This is a genomic window from Paraburkholderia kirstenboschensis, assembly GCF_904848585.1.
Lineage (GTDB): Bacteria > Pseudomonadota > Gammaproteobacteria > Burkholderiales > Burkholderiaceae > Paraburkholderia > Paraburkholderia kirstenboschensis.
The window spans coordinates 36,209-48,979 of record NZ_CAJHCR010000007.1 but is presented as its reverse complement, the minus strand read 5'-3'; the positions used below and the strand labels follow the sequence as shown (position 1 = coordinate 48,979).

The following is a 12,771-nucleotide window of genomic DNA, read 5'->3' as shown; positions in this document are numbered from 1 at the left end:
GTCGCTAGACGGATCGCTTTCAGTGTAGGTGAAAGCTTTATGAAAGTGTAGGAAATTCGCGTTACAGGTCGAAAAAAACCGTTTCCTTGTCGCCTTGCATATAGATGTCGAAGCGATACACGTTGGCCGTGTTCGGCTCGCGGCGCGCGATCAGGGTTTCGCGCCGGTCTGCCGGAACTGCTGCCAGCACGGGGTCGCGCTCGTTGGCTTGGGCTTCGTCCTCGAAATAGATGCGAGTGAACGTGTGAAGCAGCATGCCGCGCATCGTCACGATCACATTCAGATGGGGCGCCTCGTCCGGGCTCACGCGGCCCGGTTTCACCGTCTCGACGACAAAGCGCTTTTGCGGGTCCGTGCCCGTGCCGACGCGAGCAAAGCCGCGAAAGCCGGTCTTGAGAATTTCCTCGCGCGACTCCGGATAGTGGCCATCGGCATCGACCTGTGACACTTCGAGCATGGCATCGCCGATCACGTTGCCGTCGCCATCGAACACCTGGCCCACGATCGTGATGTGCTCGCCTGCCGCTTCGCGGTCGGCGAGCACCGGCGTGAACAAGCTCTTGAAGTCGAAATCGTATTGCTGCGGGCACAGGCCGTACGCGAAATACGGTCCAACCGTCTGCGAGGGCGTTTGCTTAAGAGTGGTCATGGCTTAGCGCTCCATCGGAGTTTCGTTGCGGCCGCGCAGCACGATGTCGAAGTCGTAGCCGAGCGCATAGGCCTCTTGCGTGGTATCGAGCGAAAAGTTCGCAATCAGACGATCACGCGCTTGCTCAGGCGTGCCCTGGAAAATCGGATCGAACGCCAGCAGCGGGTCGCCGGGGAAATACATCTGCGTGACGAGGCGCGAACCGAAATGCTCGCCAAACAGCGAGAAGTGGATGTGATTCGGACGCCACGCGTTCGGATGATTTCCCCACGGATATGCGCCCGGCTTGATCGTCAGGAAACGATAGCGGCCTTCGTTGTCCGTGATGCAGCGCCCCGCGCCCAGGAAGTTCGGATCGAGCGGCGCGTCGTGCTGATCCAGTTTATGCACGTAGCGGCCAGCCGCATTCGCCTGCCAGATTTCCACGAGCGTATTTCGCACCGGACGACCACCCTCGTCGAGCACACGCCCCGTCACGATGATGCGTTCGCCGAGCGGTTCGCCGTTACGAACCGCGTTGCGCGTGAGGTCGTTGTCGAGCTCGCCGAGGTCTTCGGTGCCGTAGACGGGCACGCGCTGATCGCGGAGCTTCTCCTTCAGCGGAATCAGCGGACGTGTCGGGCCGCGTTTAACCGAGGAACCGTAGCCGGGATAGATGTATCCGGGATGCGACGCGAAATCGCGTGCGCTGAGAAAGGAATCGTCCATTAGTGTCTCCTTCGGGATTTGTGGGATAGGGCTTATGAACGGACTGTATCCAAACTGGACGGTTATGAAAAATGACGTTTTGGCCTTTTTCATATAACCTGCCGTTATGCAACGCAGCCTCGCGGACAGCCGCGTCAAATTCCGTCATCTACAGTGCTTTCTGGCCGTAGCCCAGTTCGGGAGCGTCCAGCGGGCCGCTGACAGCCTGTCGATCACCCAGCCGGCCGTCTCGAAGACGGTCGCGGAACTCGAAACCATTCTGGGCGTAAAACTCTTCGAGCGCGGCCGTCACGGAGCGGTGCCGACGCGGGAGGGGCAACTCTTCATGCCGCACGCCAGTGCCTGCGTCAGTGCGTTGCGGCAGGGCGTCGATCTGCTCGCGCGCGCCGAAGGTGCGGCTGCGGCCACGCTCGAAGTCGGAATTCTGCCGACCGTCGCGGCGGCGCTGATACCGCCCGCGCTCAAGCGTTTCGCGTCTCTCTGGCCGCGCGTGATCGTGCGCTTGGCGACCGGCGCAAATCCCGAATTGCTCGAGCGCCTGAAAGCGGGCACGATCGAATTTGCCGTCGGGCGGCTGGCCGATCCCGAACGAATGGTGGGTCTCAGCTTCGAGCAGTTGTTCAGCGAACCGCTGATTGCGGTCGTGCGCGCAGGGCATCCGCTCGATTCGGCGCCCGGTTTGCCGTCGGCCGCATTGCAGGATTTTCCCGTCGTGTTGCCGCCGTTTGGAACGCTGATCCGGCAGTCGGCGGAAAGTTTGCTGAGCGCTTGGGGTGTACCGCCGCTGTCGGCATTCGTGGAGGTGTTGTCGGTCTCGACCGGCCGCGCGCTGACGCTCGAGAACGACGCCGTGTGGTTCGTGCCGCTCAGCGCGGTGGAATACGAACTGGCGCACGGCATGCTGGTGCGTCTGTCGTTGCCGTTCGCGGGCACCGGCGAGCCGGTTGGCTTGATCCGGCGCTCGGACACGCAGCCGTCAGCGGTTGGAAGGGCTTTTATCGACGCCGTGCGAGAAGTTGCGCAGTTGCGAATGGCGGCAAGCGCGAGCAAGCCAGCGAGCAACGCTTCGCGCAAGCGTGCGCGCCGCCCGACACCGACGACTTGATGCGCAAAGCGCAGCGATCGGTGCGGCGCGATTAGCTGTACGCGCGGGCCGGTTGCGGCTCTAGTGAACCAGTCAGTACAAAATGAAGTTGCGAACGTCACGCGAGCCGGTGTACAAACACGTTGCAAAAGCCGTCGCCGACCGAGACGGGTTGCACCGACATCGGAAACACTGGAAACAGCGTCGTAAGACAGTACAAGGAGATTGCCATGCCCAGCGACTTGCCCACTCCAGACGCCGCGCTTCGCGCCGTGTCGGCGCCTGAGCACAATCCGCTCGGCACGGCCGGCCTGGAATTTGTGGAGTTTGCCTCGCGCGATCCGCAGGCGCTGGGCGAGACGTTCACCAAACTCGGCTTCAAGGCAATTGCGCGCCACATCAGCAAAGACGTCACGCTGTTCCGGCAGGGCGAGATGAATTTCCTCATCAACGCAGAGCCGGATTCGTTTGCTGCGCGTTACGCCGAAGAGTACGGCGCGGGCATTTGCGCAATCGGCATTCGCGTGGCCGACGCGCAGCGCGCTTTCGACCGCGCGATCGAGCTTGGCGCGTGGGCTTTCGAAGGCGAGAGGATCGGCGCTGGCGAGTTGCTGATTCCCGCGATTCAGGGCATTGGCGATTCGCATATCTACTTTGTCGACCGTTGGCGCGGACGCGGCGGGCAACGCGGCGGCCTTGGCGATATCTCGATCTTCGACATCGACTTTCGTCCGATCCAGATCGACACGGCGCACGCCGACCTGAGCCATGCGGGCACGGGCCTTGTCGCTGTGGATCATCTGACGCAAACGGTGGGCGAGGGGCGCATGCAGGAATGGCTCGACTTTTACCGCGACTTGCTCAACTTCCGCGAAATTCATGAGCTGCACGCGAACTGGCATGTGTCGGCCGAATCGCGCGTGATGGTGTCGCCGTGCGGCGCAATCCGCATCCCTTTGTATGAAGAGGGCACGCGCCGGACCGACCTGATGCACGAGTATTTGCCGGATCATCCGGGCGAGGGCGTGCAGCACCTCGCGCTTGCGACAGACGATATTTTCGGGTGCGTCGAGCAGTTACTCGCAAACGGCGTCGAATTCGTTGAGCCGCCTCCGCGCTACTACGAGCAGCTGGACGCGCGGTTACCGGGACATGGCCTCGACGTGGAGCGGCTCAAGCGCACGCATGTTCTCGTGGATGGCGAGATCGGCCCGGATGGTGTGCCGCTGCTGTTTTTCCAGACTTTCGTGCATCGCGGTGCGGGCGAGATTTTCTTCGAGATCGTGCAACGCCAGGGACATCATGGATTCGGCGAGGGCAACCTCAGCGCGCTCGCGCGGGCGCGCGAGCAAGTCGGCGCCTGAGGTCAGATTTCGCGCTGCTTCTTCGGCGATTCGTTGACGGCCGGTGATTCCGGAATGTCGGCGCTGGTCGCCATCCATAATACTTCGGCATCCTCTTCACTTGTCGAGACCGCGGCGTGGCCGGTGCGGCTGTCGAAGTACAGGCTGTCGCCGGCATTCAGATGTGTCGGCGCGTACAACTCCGAATGAAGGCACACGCTGCCGCTGATGACATACAAAAACTCCTCGCCTTCATGGCGGCCCCAGTCGTCGAACGCGTCCAGCGTGTGCGCCGAGATGCGGATGCGGAACGGCAGCATTGCTTTGTGCGCGAGGTCGGTCGCAAGCAACTCCATCTGGTAGCCGCGATACGCGTGACGCTGCCCTTCGCCTTTGCGCGTTAACGCGCGACGTCCGCTTGCGCTGACTTTGGGCATCGAGCCGAACAACTCGCCGATTTCGATCTTCAACCCGAGGACGATTTTCTGCAGGACGTCGAAAGTGGGAGACATCAGGCCGTTTTCCACTTTCGATAGGGTCGAGCGAGATACGCCGCAAAGGCGGCTCGCCGTTTCGAGCGTCAGATCCTGCGACTGACGGGCGGCGCGGACGCGACGGCCAAGATCGGTTGTCGGGGGTTCAGCGGGCTTGGTGATGTGGGTGTCCATGGGGCGTGCTGCTTTCGTTGCTACTTGGAGCGGTGGTTTTCCGTTTCCGATAATAACATTTAGCGTGGCTCGTAAAGTTAGCGCTGCGGCTGGCGAGTCCGCCGTAGGCGAAATGATCGTCGGTGCTTCGGCTTTCTGATTGGAAACAGGAGTGTGCTGGGTGCGGCGTTTAAAAGCTTCCGGCTCTGCGGCAATTCTGCCGTTGCTGCCGAAAGACTATTTAAAACCTTTCGGTGACATAAAACTGACTCGGCGAGATTTGATATGCCGGCGGCATATCCATTAACTTAGGTTAAAACAAGCGCGTGTCGATTGATTTATTGTCCCAATGTATTACGATGCTGAAACTAAAAATAGCATCAAGAAGATAAACGGCTCATGTCGCAGAATCGGAAGAAACGCCAATCGGGGAATCAGGCACGCAGAAGGCCCTTGGGAAAAACGCAATTGTTGCCGCATACGGCTGCGTACGTGCGCGAACAGTCGCTCTGCTGGCATCTCGCATTGGCTGCTTTCAAAACAGGACAGGGTAACGGGGATTTGCTCGCGAAAATCGTCAAGGCGCTTTATCTCGCCTGGTTCCTTCAGGAGGCAGGTTTTGGGGCGGTGGAACGTGAGGTTTATCTCGACGCTGAACGTATTCTCGATGTCGCAGCTTCGTGCGCAAGTCATGGTGTTTGGGTTATCGAAAGCGTCGATTGTCCGCCTATTATAAAAATTCTCGATTTACATGAACGGCAACTGCTTTGTGCGCCTGTGTTTGCTGTCGCTGAGGCGGAATCATGCGTTGTGCGGTTTGGCAAAAGCGAGAAGCGGGCGCCGTGGTGATGCTGTCCTACGAATTGCGCAGTTCTTCATGACGATTTTCGAGTTCGGCGTTCCTCTTTGACGCAGGCGATGCGTTCTCGCGAACGTGAAGTCAGCCGCTAGCCCTGGCGCACGGCTTGCTCATACAGTGCACGAACGAAATTGCACGGAGCGCGAGATGGCGAACAACGAGTCAGACGAAGTCGACGATCAAGGCAACGCTTCGAAGGCTACCGGAGCTTCAGGAGGCGGCTCATTCGGTAATCAGCGCGGCGCACCAGTCACTGGAGGCGCGCCCGAGAACGGAAAGAGAGGCGAGGGAGATGTCCACCCTGTGCCGGATGCCAGTCCGCGAGGCAATCGCGCCGACAATGCAACTGAGGAGCGGGACAAGGAAGAGGACAAGGGACAGGCGAAGCGTTGACGGCGATATGCCTAGCCACAAAGGCGGTGAAACTACTGCGCGGCTCGGCAACTGTCGTCCATATGACGGCTCCGGCGGTACGGCAAGACGTCGGGCTAATGGCAACTACCGCGTACAACGCGCGGTCTCTAACGCCGGTGTTCGGACGTAATGCGTGCAGGAACCTCGAGCGAGGATCAATGATGACAGACTTCAAAGCACCGCCGCGATTCGATTCCCGACGACGACCCCAGACGATCTTGGCCAACACGAGTTGGCATTCTGACGAGTGGCCCGACGCAAGGCTCCGCTCTTTGCGAAGCAACGAAGGGTAGATCTGCACTAGAAAGTCGACGGTCATTGGGACTGGCAGTCTTCCCGATCGCCTGGGAGACGTCTATGAACCGCAACAAGTGCCTGCGCAAATGCGCGCTGTCCTGGCGCCGGGTAGTGTCGACCGGCCTGTTTGCCATCTTTTGTATTGCCTGTGGCGGCGGCTCGGGCAGCAACTCCAGCACAGGCAGTACGAACGGCGGAACCGGGTCCGGCGGAACGGGCGGCGGCGGGACCGGCTCTGGTGGATCGGGCTCCGGTGCAACAGCCACTGCGAGCGACGTTCTGACGTATCACAACGACCTGGCCCGTACGGGACAATACCTTGTAGAGACAACGCTGACGCCCGCCAACGTTAACGCGACAGGATTCGGCAAGGTTGCCTTCCTCGCGGCAGACGGCAAGGTCGACGCTCAACCGCTTTACGTTAGCAATCTGCCCATAGGCGGCACTGCGCACAACGTCGTCTATGTCGTAACTGAACACGCCAGCGTTTACGCATTCGACGCGGACACCAATACACAACTCTGGCAGCGCTCCCTGCTTGGCTCCGGCGAGACGACGAGCGACGATCGTCATTGTGGTCAGATCACACCGGAAATCGGCATCACGTCCACACCGGTTATCGACCGCACGCGCGGCACGGCCGGCGTCTTGTACGCGGTCGCAATGAGCAAGGACGCGAGCGGAGGCATCCATCAGCGCCTGCATGCAATAGATCTGGTGACAGGAGCGGAGGCGCTCGGCGGTCCTACCGAGATCGCGGCCACCTACCCTGGAACGGGCGCGAACAGCAGCAACGGTGTCACCGCTTTCGACCCTCAGCAATATGCGGAGCGCCAGGCGCTAACCCTCGTGAACGGGAATGTCTATCTTGCATGGACGTCGCACTGCGACCAGGGCACTTACGGCGGTTGGGTGATGGCCTACAGCGCGGATACGCTTTCGCAGACAAGCGCACTGAACCTCACGCCGAACGGAAGTGAGGGATCGGTCTGGATGAGCGGTGCGGGTATGGCATCCGACGGCGCATTCCTGTACCTGCTCGACGCGAACGGCACGTTCGACGCAACGCTGAATGCGCAGGGTTTTCCCATTGCAGGCGACTATGGGAACGCCTTCCTCAAACTGTCGACGGCACCGAGGCTCGGCGTGGCCGACTATTTCGCGACTTTCGACACTGTCGCGCAATCGGCGAGGGACGCAGATCTCGGATCGGGAGGAGCATTGGTATTACCGGACCAGGCAGATGCAAGCGGCACGACTCGGCATCTCGCCTTGGGAGCGGGCAAAGATTCGAAGATCTACGTGGTCAATCGCGATGCGATGGGCAAATTCAACACGAGCGCCAATCAGATCTGGCAGGAGATCGACGGGCAACTGCCAGGAGGCGTTTTCGGCATGCCTGCTTACTACAACCACGTCGTCTATTTCGGCGCCGTCGGCGACAATCTCAAGGCGTTTCCCGTGACCTCGGCACTGTTGGCAACGACCCCCGCATCGCGCAGTCCCGGCACCTTCCCTTATCCCGGTGCGACGCCGAGCGTTTCGGCGAATGGCGCGTCGAATGCGATTGTTTGGGCCGCCGAGAACGGCGCCGTTGGCGCGTTGCACGCCTTCAACGCCGGCGATCTCAGCCAGGAACTCTACAACAGTAACCAGTCCGGTACGAGAGACACATTCGGCGCGGGAAACAAGTTCATTACGCCTATGATCGCGCACGGCCACGTGTACGTGGGCACAACCAACGGCGTGGCGGTGTTCGGCTTGTTGAAATAAGAAAGACACTGAAGCTCGCAGCGCCCGCCAGGCGCTGCGAGCTTCAACTGCCAATCACCGTCTTTGCCCTTTTCTTCCTGACGCCCGGCTCAACTCCCACTCTCGAATCTCGCCTCTTAACAACCTCGACAACAACGCGAGCGACCTGCTCGAACTCCTCCTCCCGCTGCGACAAATAAAGCCATTTGCCGAGCACGGGATGCGGCGCGAGTTGCCCAAACTCGCGAGTAAGATCTGCGTGCCGATCACGCGACGTACACACCAGCAGTCCATTCCAAGGCTCCTCGCCGTCGCCGACCGCAAGGCATAGCAAGCCATCCACATAAGCCGCTTCGAAGCCGAATAAGCGCTTCCTCATAAAGCCGGGATCGTCCTCGAAGGGCTCGAAGACCCACAGCAGAGAATTCTTAACGGATGAACCCATGACCGCTCCTGTTTGCGAGCGATCATCTTAAGCGGAAGAGACTGAAGAGAGGGAGTCGCACGGCTCCAAAGCTCCCGCGCGATAGCAACCGAGGCCCGCAACCGGCCATAGCGCAACAGCTCAACGCTCACTTAGCCGGCGCAGGAGTCCCTGTTTGCGACGAACCCGTAGCCGCAGAACCGTAGCCCGTGGTGTCGCTTTGAGCGATGGCATTTTGTGTAGCAATGCGAGCCTCGGCCGCCTGAATGTCGGCAGGATAATTCGCATTCTCCGCAACCGCCGGGTTGTATCCCGCCTGCTCGACCTGCTTCAGCTGAGCCTTTACTTCAGCGCGCGTGAGCGGCTGCGCCGACTGTGCAAACGAGGCAACTGGCGCGGCCAGAACGACAACCAGCGCGACTGTTTTGATAAGCGATTTCATGATGCTTCCCTCCGGGCATGATGTTCTCAGATGCCGCGGCGGATCGTCGGGCACCATGCGTGGATTCTAGGAAGCCCTTACTACAGGGTAAACCCACAATACGGTAATTCACTCTTCCAGAAAATGATAAGTCGGCGTGCTGTAATCGACGGCGTAAAGAATGAAGGCAGTTCGTCAAACGCCGTGGCGCACGTCGATCTTATACGCGGTCACTTGCCGGTAGGTGTCGCCTGCTCGAACGATTACATCGCCCTGTTCCGTCGGCATGTTCACCTGGTTCGGAAAGCCGCCAGCTTCGAGACAAAGCCCTGCATGTGCCTGATAAGCAACTCCGCCGCGTCCCGCGTCTCCTTTCAACCAGTTACCGCTGTAAAACTGCAGGCCACGCTGATCGGTTGACACCGTCAATTCCCGGCCGCTGGCTGGATCGTAAAGACAGGCGACTTCGCGCACGCTGTCCGCCGGATTGTCGCCACCGGCCGAATCGCGCAGCACGTAGCAATGATCGAAGCCGCCCGCTTGCACGAGTTGTCCGTGCGGCCAGTCGAGGCGGGCGCCGATCGGCGCGCTCTGCCGGAAGTCGAATGCATTACCCGCTACATCCGCGAGCTTGCATGGAATCATCGCTGCATCGACTTCGAAGAACTGATCCGCGTCTATAGACAGCATGTGTCCGCGAATATCCGCGCCTGGGCGGCCAGTCAGATTGAAGTACGCATGACTTGTCAGGTTCAGCGGCGTCGCGGCGTCGGTAACGGCTTCGTATTCGATGGTCAACGTGCCGTCATCGTCGAGCATATATCGCACTTGCGTGGTCACGTTGCCTGGAAAACCGGCGTCGCCTTCCGGCGAGTCGAGCCGCATGAGCAGCGATCCGTTGTCCTCGCTGACATCCCATATCGCACGATGGAAACCCACGCTTCCCCCATGCAGCAGGTTCGCTCCTTCGTTGCGGTCGAGCGTGTACTCGATGCCATCGAGCGTAAAACGTGCATCGGCAATGCGGTTCGCCCAGCGGCCGATCAGCCCGCCCATATAAGTCGTGGCCGCGACATACTCGGCCGGCGTGTCATGCCCGAGCAGAATATCGCCGAGACGCCCCGTGCGATCTGGTGCATGCCACGAAACGAGCGTCGCGCCCAGGTCGCTGATTGCGATCTTCATGCCGTGCGCGTTGCGCAGCGTGAAGAGCCGTACCGGATCGCCGCCATTAAGCGTGCCCCACGGCTCGGATGAAAGTTGTGCGGTGCTGATCATGTCGTCGATAAAAATTTGAAAAGTAAAGGCATGCTCAGCCTGGCGTGGAAGCCTGAGTCGCGTTCACGCGATCCTGGTACTCGCGCGGCGTGCACCCGAGTTCACGCCGAAAAACCGCATACATGTATTGCAGCGACGTGAAGCCGCAACGTATCGCTACTTCCGCACTCGACGCATCGCGCTTCGCAAGCAGCGCCTTTGCGACATCGAGTTTATGGCGCAAGATTTCCTGATGCACGGTGCACTTTCGCTCGCGTCGAAAGTACTCTTCCAGCGACGAGCGCGACACGCCCACGTAATCGGCCACCTGTTCGGTGCGAATGCCCTGGCACGCGTACTGACGGATGAAATGCCGCGCGCGCATCACATAGGGACTCGCGAGCGGTTGGTGTCTTGTCGACTCGAGCACGTTGATGCCGACGGGCGGCACGAGAATGCGCCGCCCAGGAAAGCGCGCACCGCGCAGCATCTGATGCAGAAGGTGAGCCGCGGTGCGCCCCATTTCTTCCGTACCCTGTATCACAGAGGAAAGCGGAATGCGTGTGAGCGTCCGCGTGAGCGGGTCGTTGTCGATGCCGATGATCGCGACTTCCTCCGGTACCGGAATGCCTGCGATCAAGCACGCTTGCAGCAAATGGCGCGCGCGCGCATCGGTCACGGCGATAATGCCGACGGGCTTCGGCAATTCGCGCAGCCACGCGGTCAATTGTTCGGTCGCCTGGTTCCATGAAGGCGCGCTGGTAGACAGTCCGCGATAAATCTCGCCCTGGATCTGCCCGGCGCTGTGTCCGTCCGCGCTGCGCAGATGGGCGAATGCAAGTTCGCGCTGCTGCGCCCAGCGGTTCTCTTGCGCTTGCGGCAAGCTGTACAGCGCAAAGTGTTCGAGGCCCGCGCCAATCAGATGCGTATAAGCCAGCGAAACGAGTTTGCTGTTATCGGTCGCGATATAGGGTAAGTCCGGAGGGTACTGTGCCGGGTCTTCGAACGACGATCCCACCGCGACCACCGGCAATGGACAATCGCGCAATGCTTCACTCACGGCGGGGTCATCGAAATCCGCAATGATGCCGTCGCCGTCAAAGCGTTCGATACCCGTCAAACGGCAGCGAAAATCTTCTTCCAGAAAGAGATCCCACGCCACGCGCGTGGAGAGCAGGTAGTTACCAATGCCGGTAATGATCTCGCGATCGTAGACCTTGTTCGCGTTGAACAGCAGCGCGATCCGATGGGTCGTCTGTGGTGTTTGCGGACGGGTCATGGCGTGCGCGGCATGCGGATAGTTAAACCCGCAAAGCCTTTGTCTCCTATGTCGACAGAGTGGGCGCTATAGCGTCTTTCTCTGGTTCGATGTTTTTAAGCGTCCGGTTATTCTAGGCCGCGAATTGCACACCGGTGCAAAACAAAATCGCGGGCGGTAAGAAACATCAAGCACGCTGCGCAATTTCGCAATTGTCGATGCTTCCCGCAAGCGGCAGCATGGCGTCACCTTATCGACCGGCGCGGCCACGTCGCACGGGTTGCAGTGCAACAAATACTGGAGACGCTGATGTCCTACTTCGAACACATTCCCGAGATCCGTTATGAAGGCCCGCAATCGGACAACCCGCTTGCGTACCGTCACTACGACAAGAACAGAAAAGTCCTCGGTAAAACGCTCGAAGAACATTTGCGCATTGCGGTGTGCTACTGGCATACGTTTGTCTGGCCGGGTGTCGACATTTTCGGTCAGGGCACATTCAAGCGCCCCTGGCAGCAGGCTGGCGACGCAATGGAAATGGCGCATCTGAAAGCGGATGCCGCGTTCGAATTCTTTTCGAAGCTGAGCACGCCGTACTACACGTTCCACGATACCGACGTAGCGCCCGAAGGTACCAGCCTGAAAGAATACAGCGAGAACTTTTCCCGCATAGTGGACTACCTCGCGCGCAAACAGCAAGACACCGGTATCAAGCTGCTGTGGGGCACGGCCAACCTGTTCTCCCATCCGCGTTATGCTGCGGGCGCGGCCACGAGCCCAGATCCAGAAGTATTCGCGTTTGCCGCGACACAGGTACGCCATGCACTCGACGCCACACAAAGGCTCGGCGGCGAGAACTATGTGTTGTGGGGCGGACGCGAAGGCTACGACACGCTGCTCAATACCGATCTCGTGCGCGAACGCGATCAACTCGCGCGCTTCCTGCATATGGTCGTGGACCATGCGCATAAGATCGGCTTCAAAGGCTCACTGCTGATTGAGCCGAAACCGCAGGAGCCGACCAAGCATCAATACGATTACGATGTCGCGAGCGTGCATGGATTTCTGCTGCAATATGGGCTTGCGAAAGAGATTCGCGTGAACATCGAGGCGAATCATGCGACGCTTGCGGGTCACTCGTTTCATCACGAGATCGCGACGGCCTATGCGCTCGATATCTTCGGTAGCGTAGACGCCAATCGCGGCGACCCGCAAAACGGCTGGGATACCGATCAATTCCCAAATAGTGTGGAAGAACTGACGCTCGCGTTTTATGAAATCCTCAAGCACGGCGGGTTCACCACGGGCGGCATGAACTTCGACTCGAAAGTGCGTCGGCAAAGTGTCGATCCCGAAGATCTGTTTTACGGTCACATCGGCGCTATCGATAACCTCGCGCTCGCCGTCGAACGCGCAGCCGTGCTGATCGAAAACGACCGTCTCGACCAATTCAAGCGTCAGCGTTATGCGGGCTGGGAGGCCGAGTTTGGACGCAAGATTCTTTCGGGCGACTACTCGCTGTCGGCGCTCGCCACCGACGCGCTATCGCGCGATCTGAACCCGCGGCACACGAGCGGCCAGCAGGAGCGCATGGAAAACATCGTCAATCAGGCGATCTATAGCGGACGCTGAAGAGCACTGTTGCACTTGAATAAAAC

At 59.8% G+C, this 12,771-nt stretch carries 13 protein-coding genes; 6 read left to right on the top strand and 7 right to left on the bottom strand.

Features of this window, described 5'->3' with window-relative positions; translation table 11 throughout:
- Nucleotides 1–61: 61 nt before the first annotated feature.
- Both pcaG and pcaH read right to left on the bottom strand, forming a co-directional pair.
- A complete protein-coding gene (gene pcaG / locus JMY24_RS19400) occupies nucleotides 62–649 on the bottom strand; it encodes a protocatechuate 3,4-dioxygenase subunit alpha (protein WP_128597916.1) in 588 nt (195 codons plus the stop codon).
- A gap of 3 nt (nucleotides 650–652) precedes the next feature.
- Nucleotides 653–1,357 carry a protocatechuate 3,4-dioxygenase subunit beta gene (pcaH, locus tag JMY24_RS19395; protein ID WP_128586617.1) on the bottom strand — a complete coding sequence of 235 codons (705 nt, stop codon included), beginning with the start codon at nucleotides 1,355–1,357 and terminating at the stop codon, nucleotides 653–655.
- 106 nt (nucleotides 1,358–1,463) lie between these two features.
- Between pcaH and pcaQ the strand changes: the two genes are divergently transcribed.
- Both pcaQ and JMY24_RS19385 read left to right on the top strand, forming a co-directional pair.
- On the top strand, nucleotides 1,464–2,462 hold the full coding sequence (gene pcaQ, locus JMY24_RS19390) for a pca operon transcription factor PcaQ (RefSeq protein WP_128597915.1): 999 nt from the start codon (nucleotides 1,464–1,466) through the stop codon (nucleotides 2,460–2,462).
- Between the two features lie 209 nt (nucleotides 2,463–2,671).
- Nucleotides 2,672–3,805 carry a 4-hydroxyphenylpyruvate dioxygenase family protein gene (locus tag JMY24_RS19385; protein WP_128597914.1) on the top strand — a complete coding sequence of 378 codons (1,134 nt, stop codon included), beginning with the start codon at nucleotides 2,672–2,674 and terminating at the stop codon, nucleotides 3,803–3,805.
- Between the two features lie 2 nt (nucleotides 3,806–3,807).
- On the opposite strand, the gene JMY24_RS19380 is transcribed toward JMY24_RS19385, so the two are convergent.
- Nucleotides 3,808–4,452: a helix-turn-helix domain-containing protein gene (locus tag JMY24_RS19380; protein ID WP_201702711.1), complete on the bottom strand. Its 645-nt coding sequence runs from the start codon at nucleotides 4,450–4,452 to the stop codon at nucleotides 3,808–3,810.
- 432 nt (nucleotides 4,453–4,884) lie between these two features.
- On the opposite strand from JMY24_RS19380, the gene JMY24_RS19375 reads away from it, so the two are divergent.
- The 3 genes from JMY24_RS19375 (at nucleotide 4,885) to JMY24_RS19365 (ending at nucleotide 7,774) form a co-directional block, all read left to right on the top strand.
- On the top strand, nucleotides 4,885–5,280 hold the full coding sequence (locus JMY24_RS19375; RefSeq protein WP_236597455.1) for a hypothetical protein: 396 nt from the start codon (nucleotides 4,885–4,887) through the stop codon (nucleotides 5,278–5,280).
- Between the two features lie 157 nt (nucleotides 5,281–5,437).
- On the top strand, nucleotides 5,438–5,683 hold the full coding sequence (locus tag JMY24_RS19370; RefSeq protein WP_128597912.1) for a hypothetical protein: 246 nt from the start codon (nucleotides 5,438–5,440) through the stop codon (nucleotides 5,681–5,683).
- Between the two features lie 378 nt (nucleotides 5,684–6,061).
- On the top strand, nucleotides 6,062–7,774 hold the full coding sequence (locus JMY24_RS19365) for a PQQ-binding-like beta-propeller repeat protein (RefSeq protein WP_128597911.1): 1,713 nt from the start codon (nucleotides 6,062–6,064) through the stop codon (nucleotides 7,772–7,774).
- A 43-nt stretch (nucleotides 7,775–7,817) separates the two neighbouring features.
- On the opposite strand, the gene JMY24_RS19360 is transcribed toward JMY24_RS19365, so the two are convergent.
- The 4 genes from JMY24_RS19360 to JMY24_RS19345 form a co-directional block, all read right to left on the bottom strand.
- Nucleotides 7,818–8,198 (bottom strand): hypothetical protein, encoded by a 381-nt coding sequence (locus tag JMY24_RS19360; protein WP_128597910.1) that lies wholly within the window; start codon nucleotides 8,196–8,198, stop codon nucleotides 7,818–7,820.
- Between the two features lie 127 nt (nucleotides 8,199–8,325).
- Nucleotides 8,326–8,619 carry a DUF4148 domain-containing protein gene (locus JMY24_RS19355; protein ID WP_128597919.1) on the bottom strand — a complete coding sequence of 98 codons (294 nt, stop codon included), beginning with the start codon at nucleotides 8,617–8,619 and terminating at the stop codon, nucleotides 8,326–8,328.
- A gap of 174 nt (nucleotides 8,620–8,793) precedes the next feature.
- Nucleotides 8,794–9,876: an aldose epimerase family protein gene (locus JMY24_RS19350; protein WP_128597909.1), complete on the bottom strand. Its 1,083-nt coding sequence runs from the start codon at nucleotides 9,874–9,876 to the stop codon at nucleotides 8,794–8,796.
- 34 nt (nucleotides 9,877–9,910) lie between these two features.
- A complete protein-coding gene (locus JMY24_RS19345; RefSeq protein ID WP_201702710.1) occupies nucleotides 9,911–11,134 on the bottom strand; it encodes a XylR family transcriptional regulator in 1,224 nt (407 codons plus the stop codon).
- 288 nt (nucleotides 11,135–11,422) lie between these two features.
- Here JMY24_RS19345 and xylA point away from each other — a divergent pair, with 288 nt between their 5' ends.
- Entirely contained in the window at nucleotides 11,423–12,745 is a 1,323-nt protein-coding gene (gene xylA, locus JMY24_RS19340) for a xylose isomerase (RefSeq protein WP_128597908.1), read from the top strand.
- The last annotated feature ends 26 nt before the right edge of the window (nucleotides 12,746–12,771 follow it).